Origin of the sequence: Polyangium sp. y55x31, assembly GCF_029946505.1 — a bacterium.
GTDB lineage: Bacteria > Myxococcota_A > Polyangia > Polyangiales > Polyangiaceae > Polyangium.
Map to the genome: position 1 here is coordinate 112,358 of NZ_JARZHG010000026.1, position 17,122 is coordinate 129,479.

The following is a 17,122-nucleotide window of genomic DNA, read 5'->3' on the forward strand; positions in this document are numbered from 1 at the left end:
CCCCGGGGGGCGCGTGCGCGTGATCGACGATCGAACGAGGCGTCCCACGCTGCTCGTCGGCGTGGGCGCCTTCGGCCGTGACGTCGCGCGCGCGGCCCGCGGCGGCTCGCTCGTCGCGCTCGAAATCGCCGTGGGCGCGGAAAGCAAACCCGACGCCCCGGCCCTCGATCCGAATGCGAAGGACCCGTATTCCCCGATCGTGAAGCGCGCCGAGGACGCGCTCGCGGCGCTGCTCGACGTCGGCCATTACCTCGGCTCCTCGTCCCCGACCGATCCGCGTGGCCCGCTTTGCGACGTCCTCGTCGTCGCCGACCTCGGCGAGCCCTCCGTCGCGCCCCTCGTCGCGCCCCTCGCCGCCGCCCTCGCTTCGGGCCTGCGCCGCGCCTTCTCGGCCATCCTGCGCTCGGGTGACGGCGCGCTCGTCGTCTGCCCGCTACTCTTTTGCCCCCGCACCGGCGACCGGGCCGTGATGGCGCGCGCAGCCTCCTCCCTCGCCGACCTGTCCCGACAAACGCAATCCTCGGCCCGCGCGCGCCTCGGCGGCCGCGTCTATCTCGTCGAGGACCAGAGCGGCAAATACCTCCTCTCCCGCGCCGAGATGGTCCGCTCCTTTGCGGCATTCCTCTCGACATTGTGCTTGCCGCCGGTGCGCGATGACGATCGCGGCGTGCGCCGCCTCGTCGAGGACGACGGTCCGCCCGGCACCTTCGCCACGTTCGCCTGCGCGAGCCTCGTCTTCGATCACGCGGCACTCTCGCGTATCGCCGCCGCGCGCCTCGGCCGCGAGATCCTCGCGCTCCTCCGCGCCCCCGTCGATCCGGCCGCGCTCGACATCGCCTCGCTCGCCGCGCCGCTCGTCCCCACGCAAAGCCGCCTCGACACCGAGCTCGCCGAGGCCGAGCCGCTCCTCGAATTGCTCGCGCCGCCCACGATCGACGTCCCCCCGATCGAATGGGACGACGACCCCGAGACGCTGCTCGAACGCAAATTCGGCTCGCTCTTCCGGGCGCGCGCCGAGGCCACGATCGGCGCGTTCCGGGACGAGGTCGAGCGGTTCCGCATGGACAAACTCGCGGCCGCGCTCGAACAACGCGGCAAGGTCCGCCTCGAAGGCGGCGAACGCGCGATCGCTGCCCGCGTCGCCGAGCTCGTCGCCGAGCGCCCCACGGGCCACGCGCGGGCCCTCTTGGTTTTACGGGACGCACGCACCCGCGCGAAAGGGTATCTCGACGAGGTCGTCCGTGCGATCGAGGCCCCCGAGCTCTCGCCGCTCCCGCCCTCGCCGCTCGCGGAAAAACTCGCCGCACTGGAGGAGGCCATCTCCTATCGCCCGCGCCCGCGCCGCATGGTCGTGCTCGGCGCCGCCCTCGGCCTCGTCTCCGCGCTCCTCCTCTCGGGCGTGCTCGTCTCCTCTTATCGCGCCCTGCTCGCCCCATTCCCGCCCTTCTTCGACGCCGTCTCCCCTTTGCCGAACGGCCGCCTCCGCCCCTTCTTCACGCCGCCGGTCCCGCTCCTCGCCGCTGCCGGCGTCTCGGCGTATTCGACGGGGTATCGCCTCTGGAAACACCGCAAACGCCACCACAACTGGGCCTGCGAGGCCCGGGACGACCTCGCGCAGTCGATCGCGCGCCACATCCGCGAAGACCTCATCGGCCATTACGAGCGACGCTTGCATTACGCGCGCCTCCTCTGGGTCCAGCGCGTCCTCGCGCACCTCCTCGGCCGCATCGAGCAGACCATCGCCGCCCTCGAAGCCACGCGCGCCGCCCTCGCCGCCGCCGATCGTGCCCTGCACCGCGAAGAACACGAAAGCGAACGCCACCTCTTTTCCGGCGGCCTGCTCTCCACCTCGGTCCTGCACGCGACCATCGTCGGCCGCGACGACGTCGACGCCATTTACGCCGAAATCCGCCCGCCCGAGCCGAGCGCCGCCGCCGAACGCTGGCTCCGCGAGAGCCTCGCCGAGCATCCCTGGACCGAAGCCCCGTTCGCCGCGCACGACGACCTGCTCGCCTTTTGCCACGCCGAGCTCGAATCCTTCGAGAAAACCTCGCCCTTCGAGGAAGGCAAATCCGCTTTGCACAAGGCCGCCGAATCCTCGGCCAAGAGCTTCCTCCGCCGCCTCTTCCTCAAGCTCTCGCCCGGCCTCGAGCTCGCCTCGAAATATGCGGCCGAGGCCCCCGCGCCGCTCCGCCTCCTCTTCGCGCCGCCCGAGGCGCGCAAGCTCGTCGACGCCGCGCTCGCCGAGGGGGGCTTCGAGGGCGCCTGGGACGTGCGGGCCCTCTCGCCGGATCCCGATTCGATCCTGCTCGTCGTCGCGCGCACGGGCCTGCCGCTCGAATCGCTCGCCCTCGCACGCTCGGAGGATCCGTGATCGACGCGATCCTCGCGCTCCTCGGCGAATGGTCCCGCCTCGCCCAGGCCAAACCCATTCGTACGGCCCTCGGCGGCATGGCCATTGCCATCGCCATTCTCCTTTATCTTGGCGCCCTCGCGAAAGCCCGCTTCGAGCTCCGCGCCGTCCGCGTCTCCACCGGCCCGCTCTTTGCGCTCGCCGGCCTCGTCGTCTTCGCGCTCTCGCTCGTCGTGGCGATCGTCGACGCCCTGCTCGCCCATTACGACATGCTCCTGATCGAGGAGCGCGTGCTGTTGCTCCTCGCGCCGGGGGAGGGGCGGGAAGCATACGAGGCCTTGCGTAAAATCCTCGCCCTCGCCGCGGGCGGGCGATTCGTGCTCCCCGGCCCCGTGCATTTGCCGCTCGCCTTGCTCCTCGGCGCCGTCGTCTATCTCGGCCTCGTCTTCTGGGCGGCGCGTACGATCGAAGAGCTCGGCTCGCTCGAACAGAAGCCCGACGACGTCCTCGCGCGCGAGCGCCTCGAACAGCAAAAAGCCATCGCCAAGGCCCTCGCCGAGGGCCGGCCGCTCCCGGTCAAACCCGTCGAGAGCGCGCCCCTCGCCGACGACCGATTCGGCCGCGTCTTCAAGCTCCTCGGCCACTGGACGAGCGTCGAATACGTCGAGGCCCGCTTCGTGCGCTGGCAAGGCCCGCTCGTGTTCGCCCTCGCCGGCCTCGCCGCGCTCGCCCTCCCGGCCGCGGTAGCCGGGCATTTTTCGGCACCTCTCTGGGTCGGCGCCGCAATCGCGCTCGACGGCCTCCGCCGGAACCTCGCCACCCGCACGAAGAACCCCGACAAACCCGAGTCCGAGAAAAAAGAAGAGCCGCCCGCGCCGAGGCCCGCGCTCCGCCCGCTCGTCGAGGCCATTCACGCGGCCCAGGGCCCCTTGCTCCTGCCCCCCGAGACGCCGGGCGTCGAACCGGCCCGCATCTCGCCCGGGACCGCTTTACGCGCCAAACGTTTGCTCGACGATCTCTCGCGCGAGCTCGGCGCCGGAAAGGGCCTCTACGTCCACCAGGGCCTCGCGTGCGATGCTTTCGAGGATCGGAAAAACATCCTCCTCTGCACGCCGCCGCTCTCGGGAAAAACCACGACGCTCGACCTGCTCCTTTTTTACGCGCTCCTCGTCGAGGCCGAGAACGTCCTCTGGCTCGCGCCCTCCGCCGCGGCCGCGCGTGTGGCCGAGCGGCGCGTCCTCGCGCGCGCCGAGGCCCTGCGCTGGAAATGGAACGTCCACGCCGCGAACATCGCGTCCGGCGCGGGCGCGGCCGATCCGACACACGCCTCGCCCTCGCTCGTCTTCGCCGACCCCGAGGGCGTGCACCGCGAGCTTTGCGGCCGGCAAAAAGAATGGTCCGCCTTCCTCGGTGGCCTCGGGCTCGTCGTCCTCCCCGACCTCGAAGAATGGCACGGCGCCCCCGGCGCGCACCTCGCCTTGCTTCTCCGCCGCCTCCGCCGCGCCGCCGCGCGCGCCTCCGCCCGCACATTCGAACGCGGCGAGCGTATTCGTTTCCTCTGCACGGCCGATCCTTCCTTCCGCGACCTCGGCCAGCTCGGCGAGCGCCTCGTCGGCCGCCCCATGCTCGTGCTCGGCCCCGAGGTCGACGGCGCCCCGCGCCCCCCGATCGTCTCGTATTTCCTCCCCCCGCGCCCGCGCGCCCAGGTCGACGTGCATCCTGCCGTGCGCGCGCTCGGCGAATCACTCGCGCAGGGTTTTTCCGCGGAGCTCTTCGGGTACGACGACGTCCTCTCGCGAGCCGACGTCGCGCGGGCCAACGAATGGACCCTCGGCCGCGACGTCGCCACGCGCGGCCGCGCCTTCGCCGAGGAGCGCCACGAGCTCTCGCGCGCCCTCTCCGAGGCCGAAGTCGTCATTGCCCGCGTCCGCGCCGCGACGTACGGAAAGAGCCCGATCCTCGCGGCCCACGTCGGCTTCCGCGCCGCCACCGTCCCCGAAGCTCGCGTCGCCGCCCTCGGCGCCGGCGAGCGTGTCGGCAAGGCCATCGCGCCGCCGAAGCCCGAGCCCAAAGAGGTTTTGCCGGACCAACCGGAAACCCCGCAATCGCCCGGCGAGCTGAAGGCCGAGGCCATTGCGCAGACGGATCTCGAACGGAAAATCCTCGTCCTCTGGCAACCCGATCCCGATCCGTTCTCCTCGCTCCTCGCGGCCGAGCGCCCGCATTTCCGCCACCCCGACCTCGATCTCGGCTGCGCGCTCGTCGTCGATCCGCTCGCCGAGTCCATTCAACGCGCGCACCTGCGGGCGGCGCTCGTCGAGGCCTCGTGGAGCGAGGAAGAGCTCGCCGCCGACTTCTCGCGCCCCGTCGTGCAAAACGAGCTTTCCCCGGCGGCTTCCGCCTCCCCCGAGGCCACGCGCCTCGCGCGGACCGTACACACCGTCCTCGATCCCGAGACCGGCGAGCGCCGCGAGGTCTCGCGGATCTCCGCGGCCGGCGAGGCGCACCCCACGCTTTGTTTCGACGTCGCGGCCGAGCCTGCGCAGCTCGTCGATCGCCACACGGGCGAGGTCCTTTATGGCGTCGAGCGTGCGCGTATGCTCTCGGCCGCGTATCCCGGACGCATCTTCGTCTTCCGCGGCGGCCGGTACGTGGTCAAACCCGCCTCCGAGCAGGACGGCCTCGCCGCGGGCCGCGTCGCGTGCGAGCGCGAGGAGCGCTTGCTCGTCACGAGCCCCATTCGCGAAATCACGATCACGCCGATCGAGCGCCGCAAAGAACAACCCAAGCAGGGCGGGGAAGGGGAGCGCGCCGAACGCCGCGCCGAACCGCTCCGATCGCTCGGCGGCGCGCAGTTCATCTTCGAGCGCAGGCTCGTCGAGGTCGAGGAACGCAGCCTCGGCCTGCGCCGCCACGGCCCCGACGGAAAGCCGCGCGACGTCACCCTTTACGCCGAGCCGCTCCTGCATCGTTATGCCACGAAGGCCGCGGTCCTCGCCTTGCCCGAGGCTTCGTTCGGCGCGATTGGCGAGGGCACGCTGCACGCGCTCGTGCATCTTTTCCGCGTCACCTTGCCGGCGCTCGTGTGGTGCCGCGAGGAGGACCTGCTCATCGTGCGCGCCGCGCGCTTCGGCGCCGCCGAGACACCCGCGATCGCGTTCGTCGACGCGCACCCGGGCGGCGTGGGTTTTTCCGAGGCGGTGACGCTCGACGTCCTGCGCGTCATCGCCGGGTTTTCCCTGGCGATCGTCGAGCGTTGCCCGGCGCGTTGCGCCGCGGCCGACGGGTGCCCGTCGTGCTTGCAAATCCCGCAATGCCACGCGACGCCGGGGGACGAGACCAAGCTCGACAAGCGGGGGGTGCGTGAGCTCCTCGGAAAGATCCTCGGCCGGAGCTAGCGCCTTTCGGGTATCCTCCCGCCCCTCGATGCGCCTCTCCTCCCCGTTCGTCCTCGCGCTCGCCGCCGTCGCCGCCTCCTGCGCCGCCGCGCCCACCGGCCCCACCGGCGCGCCTGCCTCCGATCCTCCCGAGGAGCCGCCTGCTCCCGTCGTCCCGCGCGAGGTCCCGGTCGAGCCTCCGAGCGGCGCCCTCGGCACCGCCGCGCCCGTCGACGCCCGCGAAAAGGTCCCGCTCAAAGGCTTGCGCGTCGACGCCCGCCCGGGCGATTTCGTCCTTTCGCACGCGGGCCGCGTCGCCGTCGTCTCCGCGCGAGGCCACCTCGTCGATTATGGCCCCGAGGGCGGCGCCGATGGAATGGTCTCCCTGCAATCCGTCCTCCAGATGGGCCTCGGCGTCGCGGCCACCGACGTCGTCCGCGTCGAGCTCGTCGGGCAAAAAAAAAACATCGTCCGTGTCGATCGTGCCGTGCGTGGCCAGCCCCTCACGCACGTGAGTTTTTATTTCTTCGGCCCGGGTGATGCGCTCTGGATCGAGAGCGTCGCCGTGACCTCGCCCGAAATCGAGCCCGTCGATCCCGGCCCCCTCGGCGCGGCCATGCGCCTCCCCGCGCTCGCCGTCACCCTCGGCGAGAACATCCACTGGGGCAACGTTCCCACCTGGATCGAGGGCGCGGGGCCCGTCACGCGGGGTTATCAGCTCCGCACCGAGTTCGTCGCCCGCCAGAGCCTCGGCACCGCGTACGCGCTCTGCTCCGAGGATGGCCCGCTCTTCGCTCGTTTCGGCTCGCCCGAATATGGGTTTTTCGAGGCCGCACTCACCGGCGAGCGCGTCGTCCCCGTCGTACACGCCGGCGCCTCCGAGCGACGCCGCGTCGCCGTCACCCTGAGCGACCGTTCCTCCGGCGACGCCGCGCTCGCCTTGCCCTGCCGCGCCCCCGCCGCCCGACGCCGCGTCACCCTCCCCACGCTCCCCGTCCGCGGCAGCCGCGTCGAGCTCGCCCGCTGCGACGGCGCTGGCAACCGCCGCATCTACGTCGAGCTCGCCGCCGACGAGCGATTGTTTGGCAAGACAGACCGCACCATCGACCTGCCTGAGGGCTGCTTCGACGCGCGCCTCGTCGCGCCCGGCCACGCCCCCGGACCCTGGATCCGCGTCGAATCCCTCGCCGCCGAGGTTACGCGTGCCAAACCCTCGGCCGGGCGCCTGCGTATCGCCGTGACCGACGGCGGAAAACCCATGCCCGCGCGGCTCCTCGTGCGTGGCAAGGACGGCACGCCCGATCCCGACTGGGGCGACGAGCCTTTCCTCGGCGCGGCCCTCAACGTCGCGTACCTCGACCGCGGCGAGCGCGAGCTTTTCCTCCCGCCCGGCAAATACCACGTCGCCCTCACGCGCGGCTTTTCGTACACCGCCCACGAGGAGGACATCGAGGTGGCCGCGGGCCGCGAGGTCACCGTCCGCGCGAAGCTCGAACGTGTCGTCGATACGAAAGGGTTCGTCTCGGCCGACCTGCACCTCCACGCCGAGCCTTCCCCCGACGCCCCCGCGCCGCTCGCCGAGCGCGTGCGCAGCCTCGTCTCCGTGGGCGTCGACGTCGCGGTCGCCACCGACCACAACGCCGTCACCGATTACGGCCCCACGATCCGCGAAATGGGCCTCGCCTCGGACCTCGTGAGCATCGTCGGCGACGAGGTCACCTCGCCAGCCTGGGGCCATTTCAACGTCTTCCCGCTCCTCCCCGCGTCCGCGCCTCTCCCCTGGATCGGCGTCCTGCCGGCCGAAATCTTCGCGGCCGCGCGCGCGCAGAAGCCTTATGGCACGAGCACGATCCTCCAGGTGAACCACCCGCGCTGGGGCGGCATCGGTTATTTCGAGCTGCTCCGCCTCGACACCGACGATCTCAAGGGCTGGCTCGACCGCTCTCCGCTCGCCGACATGGGCTTCGATCTGCTCGAAGTCTACAACGGCGACCATTCCCGCTACATCGCCGGCGTGGAGCCCGTCCTGCGCGACTGGTATGCGCTGCTCGACGCGGGCTTCCGCGTCGTCGGCACGGGCAACTCCGACTCGCACAAGCTCGTCTACCACGAGGCGGGTTTGCCCCGGAACATGGTGTTCGTCGGGAACGACGTGAAAGGCGTGGTCTCCGAGGCGGCCTTCGTGGACGCGCTGCGCAAGGGAAATGTGAGCGTTTCGGGAGGGCCGTTCGTCCGGATCGAGGTCGCCGGCAAAGCCATGGGCGAGACGATCCCGCCGGGCGAGGCCGAGGTCGTCGTCCGCGTCGATGCGCCGCCCTGGATCGACGTCGATCGCATCGAGCTCGTCAAGCGCGGAAAAACCGTGCGGACCTTCCCCATCACCGGCCGCAAGGGCCCGGTCGAACAGCGCAGCCGCGAGACGTTCGAGAAGGGCGACTGGATCCTCGCCATCGCCCGCGGCACGAAGACCATGGACGCCTACGTGCCCGGCGTCCCGCCGCTCTCCTTCACGAACCCCGTCTTCGTGCGCTAGCGAAAAATGCCGTCAGCGCGCGCTCGGGCAAGCGAGGGCGGCCTTGGCTTGCCGCGCGTAACGCTCTTCCACGGCCCGTTTCACGATGGGTTCGTCGACGAACGGCAGCTCGCCGTCCTTGCGCCAGCCTTCGAGCGCCCGCGTCATGGCAGTCTGGCAGGACAATTCCTGCCGGATCGCCCGGCAGATGAGCGCCTCCAGGCTCCGCGCGTCGCGCACCGTGCAGGCCTTCGCGTCCTCGCAGTCCTTCGCCGCCTCCTCGCCGCAGGGCCGGCAGTTGAAGGCGTCGAGGTGCTCCTTGGAGGTCAAAGGACACGCCGAGAGGTCCTCGCACGCCTCCGTGGTGCATGCGGGCAGTTCGGCCACGGCCGGCGTCTTCGGCGCCTCGCTCGTGGTGCTCGCTCCGCCACCCCCGCACGAGGCGGCGAGCCCCGCGAGAGACAAGACCATGACGCACCACGCACCCATCCGCCCGAACGCTCGTTTGCCGCCGCGCCGCATCACCGCGAGGCTATCGCAGGGCCGGGTTCGAAGGGAAGGGAAAGGCTTGGCTCGTGCTTGTCGTCTTGTCGTCCGGCCGCGATCGTTTTATGCGGACTTCCGTGGACCTGGAACGACGAGGCTCGACCCCGACGCCGATGCAGCTCCTCGTCCAGACCTTTCACGACCGTTTCGGCATCCTCCCGCCGGAGGGCATGCTCCCCACGGAGCCGCTGCGCCCTTTCGACGCGGCGGCCATGCTCGTCGGCTCCGAGGTCGCGCACGCGCACGGCGTCGCCCTCGCCCAGGCCGAAATCGGACCGTTTCTCCGGTCTGCCCCCGAGGGATACCTGCTCGTCGGCTTCTGGGGCCACGGCGTGCAGAGCCACGCATTTTATTACGTCCGCGTCGACGCCCAGAGCCGCGTCTATTTCCGCCTCCCGCACGGCGGCGTGTACATGGACAACGAGCGTGCGGCGCAGCGCATTCGGGTCTTTCTGACCCGGTATTTCGCGATCGAGCCCGTCCTGCGCACCCGGACGACCTCGTTCGTCGCGGTCGACGCCATGGGCGAGGCGCGATACCGGCTCGTCGGCAAGGACGGAACGACCGTCGAGCTCGATCGCAGCTTGCTCGTGGACGCTTCGTTCGAGGAGCGATTCGCGCCCGTCCTGCCGCCGCTCTGACGCCGGGACGTCACGCGGCAGGTTGCTCCCCGCTTGCGGAGCGCGGCGTGTCGCGGTACCGCGTTACCGCATGGAAACGCGCCGCATCGTTCGCACGTACATGACCCGGAGCCCGCTCACCGTCTCGCGCACGACCACGATGGCGCGCGCGATGAAGCTGCTCGACGAGCACGGCTTCCGGCACCTGCCGATCGTCGACGAGGCCGGCAAGCTCATCGGCCTGCTCTCGGAGCGCGAGCTCAAGATCGTGGAGAACATGCGCGTCGTCGACGCGGGCATGGCCTGCGTCGAGGACTTCATCCTGGGCCCGCCCTACAGCGTCTCGCCCGAGTGTCCGCTCGCCGAGGTCACGCGCACGATGGCCGAAAAGAAATACGGCTCGGCCGTGGTCGTCGAGGGCGATACCGTGGTCGGTCTCTTCACGACCGTCGACGCGCTGCGGGCCCTGACCACGATGCTCGATGAGGTCGAGGGCGGCTAGCCCGCGCTCATTGCACCACGCCGGGCAACGTGCCCGGGCCATGGCGCGCAACGACCCCCTTGCGTCGCACCCCGGCGGCCTTCGGCGCATAAAAATCACCGCCCACGGCCCAGAACGAGCCTTCTCCATCCGACCACGCCGCGTGCAGGTCGTCGTAAGGCTCGAGGACGAACTCGTCGATCCAAGCGCCGTCCACGAGCCTCTGCTTTTGCCCGCCGTCGCCGACGAGCAGCGCGGATCCCGAGGGGCCGCAGGCGACACCGTTGACGAGGTTCGTCAGGGAAACGTTCACTTTGGAAAAACTATCTCCGTCCGAGCGGAGCACCACCGAGCCGCCGACGGCATACACCTCCTTCGCCCCGCACCCGGACACGGTGAGCAGCTTGCCCGACGTGGGAGCGGGCTCGACGAGTGACCACGCCGCGCCTTTCTTGCGCCAGATCGTCCCTTTCTCGCCGACGGCATGGAGATCGTCGGGCGCGCTGCCCCAGATCTTGTAGAGCGTGCGGCCGAGGGGCGCGCCGGGCAGCGGCTCGGGCTTCCAGCCCGCGCCGTCCCAGCGGAGGACGATGTCGTTTGGCGCGCCAATCCCTCCGCCGGGCGTGCCTCCCACGGCGAAGGCCTCGGTCTTCGAGAAGGCCACGACGCCCCAGAGCGTCGCCTCCACGCCGGATGTGTGCTCCGTGAACGACGCGCCGTCCCAGTGCGTGATGCGCCCTTTTTCCCCGACGAACCATACATCGTCGGGGCCCGTCCCGTGCACCCACCAGTACGTCTCGGTGCCGCCCGGCGCGAGCCGCTTCCACGTAGCGCCGTCGAAGCGCACCACGAGCGTCTCGAATCCCTCGTTCCCGAGCGGCCCGCCGACGGCGAACACGTGTGAGGGGCTCGCGCCCCAGATCGAGAGCACGGCGCCGTCGAGGTCCTGCGCATCGAGCACAACTTGCCAGGCCGAGGGGCCCGGTTCGCCGCCGCTGCCGCCCATCCCGCCGCCGCTGCCGCCCGCGCCTCCGTTTCCGCTGCCCGCATCGCCGCCATGGCCGCCCGCGCCGCTGCTTTGCTGGGATCCACTCGACGCCGCGCCACCGCTTCCGGAGGCCTCGGACGGGCCACAAGCGGGCAGGACGAACAACGTCGCGAGGGTCAGGGGCAAGGCGAAGGCGCGAGGCATGGAGAGCCATCGTGCCTCATCGAGGTCGCGAGCGTAAAGAGCTGCGCCCGCGTGGATACGCTCAGGGCTCTGCGAAGACCTCGTCGATCGTCTTCGCGTCGAGCAGGCGCAGGATCCACGCGTCGAGCGTGGCGCGCGTGGCTCCCGCGATCCGGGCCTCGGCGTCCGCCGAAATCTCGCCGAAGCGCGCCCGCAGCAGGGTGCCGAGCGCCTCGCGGCGGCCCTCTTCGCGGCCCGCGTCGCGCGCGCCCTCCTTCAGCCTTTCGAGCTCCGCGTTCCCTTTTCGTTCGAGCGCGCGCACCACCTCGCGCTCCGCGTTCTGTACGTCGAGCAGCGCGCGCACCGCAATGGGACGCACGAAGCACGGATCCTCGAGCATGCCGTCCAAAAGGAGCGGCACGAACGCGTGTTTCTCCGGCGACCACTCGCAGACCTCGCGGCGCTTGACGAAGATCGCGAACACCCGGCGAACGCCGCGCTCGGCGAGCTCCTCGGCCTTCTCGACCACGTCGCGCACGCTCTGCTCGTTTACGATCTCGAACGAGATCTCCTCCAGGAAACGCCGCCCGGTGGCCGGGTCTTGCCCTTCGCGCCGGATCGACAGGTCGGTCGCGAAGTTCGAGCCCTCGGCGACGCGGGTGAGCAGCTCCGTCGAGGGCCGGTAGCCCGGACGGACGTGCGGGAGGATCAAAAAATCCAGGCTCGTCTGCAGGTCCGCGTGGGGCTCGAGCGCCGGCTGCGCGGAGACCTTGCGGCCGCGGATCATCTCGTCCCGCGTCGTCTCGGGCACGACGATGTGCTCGTCGACCGGCGGAAAACGTCCCGAGCGGGAGCCTGACGGCGGGAACGACAGCGCCGCGCCGCCGCCGCTGCGAGGCGGCGCGAGGAGGACCATCGACCGATCAGGCTTGGGATCCATGCCCTACAACCTAGCAGACCCGAACCCGCCCCGGGAGCCCAAAAATGCCCTCTTCCCGCTCCGCGGGCAAACCCCTCGCATCCGGCGAGGATCGGCTATAGTCCCCCGCCGTGGACGCGCGCCGAACGCCCCCGAACGAGGTGCCGCGAGCGCGCTTCGTCGCGTTCGCGCTTTCGCTCGTCGTGTTCGTCGCGTGCGGCGCGCCCGACGAGCCGCCGGGCCGCACTGTCGAGGGGCCGGATCCGGCCGTGCCCGCGGCGCCTTTCGCCTCGGGAGGCTCGCTCCCGCTCCCGCCCGAGCCCTCGGCCGTGAGCGAGCCCGAGCCCGAGGGCCCCGCGCCGGCGGACCTCGAGCCGGGCCAGGGCCACGAGCTCGCCAGCATCGCGATGCGCAACTTCGTGTACATCGCGCCCGATTACCAGTCCACGCGGCTCGGGTACCTGCGCGCGGGCGCGATCGTCCCGCGCGCCGCCGAGCCCGCCGGTTTCAAGCGGTGCAAGGGCGGCTTTTATCGGATCCACCCGCGCGGCTACGTCTGCGTGGGCACGGGCGCGACGCTCGACACGAAGCACCCGGTCGCCCTCGCGGCTGTCCGCGGCCCGCGCCGTGGCGAGCCTTTCCCGTACCATTACGTCGTTTCGCGCAGCCCCCCGCCTCACCTCTACGTCCACCTCCCCACGCCCCAGGAGCAACACACCGTCGAGGGCCGCCCCCTCGGCGCTCGGGGCATGAACGACTGGATCGTGCAGGAGATTGGCAGGACGATCGGCGATGCCGATCCGATCTCCCCCTTCCTCGAATCCGGCCGCGACTTGCCGAAGCCCGCGGGCGCCGAGGAGAAGGTCCGCTTCCACGCGCACCGCGGCCGCGCCAAGGCGCGCTCGGCCTTCGGGCTGATGGCCACCTTCGACTGGACGGGCCGCCGTTTCGGCCTCACGACCGAGCTCGATCTCGTCCCGATCGATCGCACGCGGCCCGCGCATCTCTCCGAGCTGCGTGGCGTCGTCTTCAAGGCTCCGGGGATGCCGGCGTTCGTCATGCACCAGGGCCTGCGCGCGCTCCGGCCCGATGAAGAAGGCAAGCTCCGGCCCGCGGAGTACGTCCCTTTCCGCAGCGGCTGGGTGCTCACGGGGCGCGCGTCGAGCGGCGGCGCGCACCGCGTCGAGGGAAAACCGGGCGAGGCGCTCGCGGCGTACGTCGAGACCACCGAGGGCGTATGGCTCGCGGCGAGCAGCTTGCGGATCGGCCGGCTCGGGCAGGATCTCTGGGGGCATGCCAAGCGCGGCAAGCGCTGGATCGACATCTCGATCGAGCTGCAGATGCTCGTCGCCTACGAGGGCACGAACCCCGTGTTCGCCACGCTCGTCTCCACGGGCCGAGGCGGGCTCTCGGATCCGGAGACCACGGGCGCCACGGTCCAGGGCACGTTTTTCGTGCAATCGAAGCACGTCACGGCGACGATGGACGGTGATCCGGCGAGCGAGGCCGCGTTCGAGCTGCACGACGTGCCTTACGTCCAGTACTTCCACCAGAACTACGCCATCCACGGCGCTTACTGGCACGACGAATTCGGCAAGGCGCGCAGCAACGGCTGCGTGAACGTCTCGCCCGCGGACGCCGCCTGGCTCTTCGACTTCACCGATCCGCCCGTCCCGGCCGCCTGGCACGGCGCCATGACGCCCGCCGGCGGCACGCTCGTGTACGTCCACCCCTGAAGACGTGCTCTTCCCGGAGAGCACGATTTGTACCCGAGCTTTCCTCTTGCTCCTTCTTCCCGGCATGAGTTAGATCTTCGAGATTTCGTGTCTCGTTTCATCATTACGGAAAGGACGAAGGTCATGCGGGCTCTCCGGGCCGGATTCTCTTTGTCGCGTGCCGGGCTTTGCGGCTCCCTCCTCGTGGCGCTCCTGGCCGGTTGTACGGCCACGCCGACCGGCGGGCCGCTCGGAGGAGGCAGTGGGATCGATCTCGACCCGGTGCCCCCGAACGTCGACGAGCTTCCGAACGTCGGGCCGCTGCCGCCGCTCCCGATCGACCCGGAGGCGCGTCCCACGCCGCCGCCGCTGCCGCAGCAGGGCGCCACCTCGTTCCTCTCCGCCGACGAACCTTGGCTCCAGTGGGGCGAGGAAGAGGAAGAAGAGGAGGAGGAAGAGGAAGAAGAGGAAGAGCGCGAGCTCGAGGAGGGCGATATCTATCGTGTCCTCAGCGACGGCGTCCTCCTCAACCTGAACCTCTATCGCGGGCTCCAGGTCATCGACGTCGGCGACCTCTCGAATACGCAAATCATCGGCCGTTTGCCGATTCAGGGCACGCCCGTCGAGATGTACGTGGATGGCAATCGCGCCGTCATTCTGCTGAACGATTGGTCCGGCTACGAGGCGCACGCCGAGAAGTTCGTCGTGAAAGACCGAACGGGCGGGACGATCCTGCTCGTCGATATCGCCGATCGGCAGCACCCGAAGCTCCTCTCGCAGCGATACATCCCCGGCTACATCCAGACGAGCCGGTATGCGAATGGCCAGAACAAGGACTCGCTCTACGTCGCTGCCAGCGAATACAAGTACGAGCAGGTCGACGGTAGCTGGGAGTACGTGCTCGAGAGCACCGTGAAGAGCTTCGACGTCGCCCCCACGAAGCTCATCTCGAAATCGGAGCTCCAGCTCGGCGGTGACGTGACCGACGTGCACGCCGAGGGCGACGTCCTGCTCGTGGCCCGTGGCAACTCCGTCTGGTCGAACTCGAGCAGCAACGTTGCGGTCGTGGACATCTCGAACATCGACGGCTCGATGACCCTGCGCGACGAGATCACCGTCCCGGGCTACGTGCGCTCGCAGTTCCACATGGATCTGCGCGGCGACGTATTGCGTGTCTTCTCCGGCCCGCGATGGGGCGTCGGCCAGCAGAGCCATCTCACGACGTACGACGCGTCGAACCTCGACTCGCTCCTCCCCATCGACCACGTCGCCTTCGGCACGGATCAGGCCATGTTCGGCGCGGTCTTCCTCGACGATCGGGCGTTTGCCGTGACGTACCGGCAGACGGATCCGTTTCACGCCTTCTCGGTCGGCGCGGACGGCAGCGTCGAGGAAAAGAGCGAATTCATCGTCTCCGGGTGGAACGATTTCTTCCGGCCCGCCTTCTCCGCGACGCGCCTCGTCGGCATCGGCGTGAACGACGAGGGGGGCTCGCGCAAGCTCGCGGTGAGCCTCTACGACATCACGAACCTCGAAAACCCGAAGCCGCTCGTCACGCGGGCCGAGGTCGACGGGCAGAACGGCGGATGGAACTGGTCCGAGGCGAACTGGGATCACCGCGCGTTCACCGTGTCGGACAATGCGGTGAACGTGCTCTCGCCGAGCGGCGAGACGGAGACGGGCATCGTGCTCCTGCCGTTCTACGGCTACCAGTATGGGCCCGACGGATGGGAGTCGAAATCGGCGGTCCAGATCTTCACGTTCTCGGACCACACGGTGACGCGGCGCGGGGTCATGTTGCATTCGGACCCGGTGCGCCGCGCCTTCCGCTTGCCGAACCAGAACGGCGCGAACCTCTCGGAGCGGGAGCTCCGCATCTACGACCAGGCGAACCCGGATAGCCCGGTCCTGCGCGATCAGCTCGATCTCGCGCCGGAGTACAGCGACGTATTTCCGATCGGCGATTCCCACCTCGCGCGGGTCAAGGAGCCGAACTGGTATTACTGGTGGACGGAGCAGAACAGCCCGAAGGTCGTGGAGATCGTCCCCAAGGTCCAGGGCCAGGACGTCGAGCTCACCGAGCCCATCGCGACCATCGAGGTGCCCGTTCAGGCGTCGATCTTCCAGGTCGGCGACAAACTCGTCTCGGTGACGTCGGTCCCGAACAACTGGCCGAATTACCAGACCGCGGTGCAGGTCTACGACGTCTCCGATCCGGCGAGTCCTGCGGAGGTCGGCTCGCTCGTCACGAGTGATCTGCCGGGCGTGGGGAGCTTGCTTTCGGGCACGCAGTACGGCTCGACCGTCCGCGTGGTCGGCGATTCGCTGGTCTTCACGGGGGTCGACATCGTGTCGCACGAGCCGATCCACGTGAGCCAGTGCTGGAACTACATCTATTCGACCCCGATCTGCAGCGGCGAAGAGGGCTGCACGTACCTCGCGGGCAATCGCAACTGCTTCGAGGTCGACGGCGAGCCCGAGTATTGCGTCGGCGGATATGCCACCTGCACGGACCACACGGACGCCGACTCCTCCTGCGTGCCGCTCCCGGACGACGAGGCGGTTGTCCCCTCCGGCTACTGCTACAACTCCGACCAGTACCCCACCACCTCGCGATATTCGTTCAAGGTGCTCGACCTCTCGGATCCCACGGCGCCGGCGCTCGCCGGCGTCGTCGAGACGCCCGTCGGGGAGGACGCGGTCAGCTTGCTCGACGACGGCGATTCGCTGTACGTCACCGTCAAGAAGCCCGTCGAGGTCCCGCTGGATCCGCGGCCGTACGCCCAGTACTTCATTCGCCGCGTCGATTTCGCGAACCCCGCGTCGCCCGTGATCGGGCCGGCGATCAACGTCCCGGGTGAGCTCGTCGCCAAGCGGGGCTCGGTCCTCTTCACGCTGGACGAGCTGTGGGGCCAGCAGTTCGTGGATTCGGCGATCGCGAAGCTCGAGCTCTCGGGCGACCTCGCGCACCTGCAGAACTACGAGCACCTGCCGTTCCGCCGCGTGAACTCCCTCGGCGTGGACGAGGGGGGCCTGCCGGTCGCCGTGCACAGCATGCAATGGCAGCCGAGCTATTACGGGAGCGCCTATCCGTCGTTCTCGGTCTTCGCGCCTGACCCGGACGGCGACGATTTCGTCGCGCTCTCGAACACGCGCGTGCCGACCTACCTCTGGCTCCAGCACGTCGACCGCAAGCGCGCGTTCCTCTCGACGTACGGCGGCGTGCTGATGGTGAACCTCGACGCGCCGGAGGCGCCGCTCGTCCAGGCCTACTTCAAGACCTGGTATTACGGATCCAGCGCCCCGCGGATCATCGACGACGAGGTCTACCTCCCCGCGGGCCCGACCGGCATTCAGCAGGTCGGGCTCGACGAGTCGAACCTGCTGCAAACGCCCTGATTCAGGGCACCTCGAGGGCGCCGATGTCC

10 protein-coding genes are annotated in these 17,122 nt (G+C 69.8%); 7 read left to right on the forward strand and 3 right to left on the reverse strand.

Annotated elements, in window-relative coordinates; translation table 11 throughout:
* The first annotated feature begins 19 nt into the window (after positions 1-19).
* Genes QHF84_RS34105 through QHF84_RS34115 form a run of 3 tightly spaced genes read left to right on the forward strand, consistent with a single transcriptional unit; the run spans position 20 to position 8,263 of the window.
* Positions 20-2,374: a hypothetical protein gene (locus tag QHF84_RS34105; protein ID WP_281317690.1), complete on the forward strand. Its 2,355-nt coding sequence runs from the start codon at positions 20-22 to the stop codon at positions 2,372-2,374.
* On the forward strand, positions 2,371-5,751 hold the full coding sequence (locus QHF84_RS34110; protein ID WP_281317691.1) for a Zn-binding domain-containing protein: 3,381 nt from the start codon (positions 2,371-2,373) through the stop codon (positions 5,749-5,751). The genes QHF84_RS34105 and QHF84_RS34110 overlap by 4 nt, the downstream gene beginning before the upstream one ends.
* Positions 5,752-5,779: 28 nt before the next feature.
* Positions 5,780-8,263 (forward strand): CehA/McbA family metallohydrolase, encoded by a 2,484-nt coding sequence (locus QHF84_RS34115; protein WP_281317692.1) that lies wholly within the window; start codon positions 5,780-5,782, stop codon positions 8,261-8,263.
* A 12-nt stretch (positions 8,264-8,275) separates the two neighbouring features.
* On the opposite strand, the gene QHF84_RS34120 is transcribed toward QHF84_RS34115, so the two are convergent.
* Positions 8,276-8,713, reverse strand: a complete 438-nt coding sequence (locus QHF84_RS34120; RefSeq protein WP_281317693.1) for a hypothetical protein — start codon at positions 8,711-8,713, stop codon at positions 8,276-8,278.
* 188 nt (positions 8,714-8,901) lie between these two features.
* Between QHF84_RS34120 and QHF84_RS34125 the strand changes: the two genes are divergently transcribed.
* Positions 8,902-9,429, forward strand: coding sequence for a hypothetical protein (locus QHF84_RS34125; RefSeq protein WP_281317694.1), 528 nt, complete (start codon positions 8,902-8,904; stop codon positions 9,427-9,429).
* Positions 9,430-9,499: 70 nt separating this feature from the next.
* Positions 9,500-9,910 (forward strand): CBS domain-containing protein, encoded by a 411-nt coding sequence (locus QHF84_RS34130; RefSeq protein ID WP_281317695.1) that lies wholly within the window; start codon positions 9,500-9,502, stop codon positions 9,908-9,910.
* 7 nt (positions 9,911-9,917) lie between these two features.
* On the opposite strand, the gene QHF84_RS34135 is transcribed toward QHF84_RS34130, so the two are convergent.
* Together QHF84_RS34135 and QHF84_RS34140 are read right to left on the reverse strand one after the other, a co-directional pair.
* The gene (locus QHF84_RS34135; protein WP_281317696.1) at positions 9,918-11,081 is read right to left on the reverse strand and encodes a hypothetical protein; all 1,164 of its coding nucleotides are present in this window, start codon (positions 11,079-11,081) and stop codon (positions 9,918-9,920) included.
* A 61-nt stretch (positions 11,082-11,142) separates the two neighbouring features.
* Positions 11,143-12,000: a hypothetical protein gene (locus QHF84_RS34140; RefSeq protein ID WP_281317697.1), complete on the reverse strand. Its 858-nt coding sequence runs from the start codon at positions 11,998-12,000 to the stop codon at positions 11,143-11,145.
* Between the two features lie 110 nt (positions 12,001-12,110).
* On the opposite strand from QHF84_RS34140, the gene QHF84_RS34145 reads away from it, so the two are divergent.
* Both QHF84_RS34145 and QHF84_RS34150 read left to right on the forward strand, forming a co-directional pair.
* Positions 12,111-13,715: a L,D-transpeptidase gene (locus QHF84_RS34145; protein ID WP_281317698.1), complete on the forward strand. Its 1,605-nt coding sequence runs from the start codon at positions 12,111-12,113 to the stop codon at positions 13,713-13,715.
* A 123-nt stretch (positions 13,716-13,838) separates the two neighbouring features.
* On the forward strand, positions 13,839-17,093 hold the full coding sequence (locus tag QHF84_RS34150; protein WP_281317699.1) for a beta-propeller domain-containing protein: 3,255 nt from the start codon (positions 13,839-13,841) through the stop codon (positions 17,091-17,093).
* Positions 17,094-17,122: the final 29 nt, after the last annotated feature.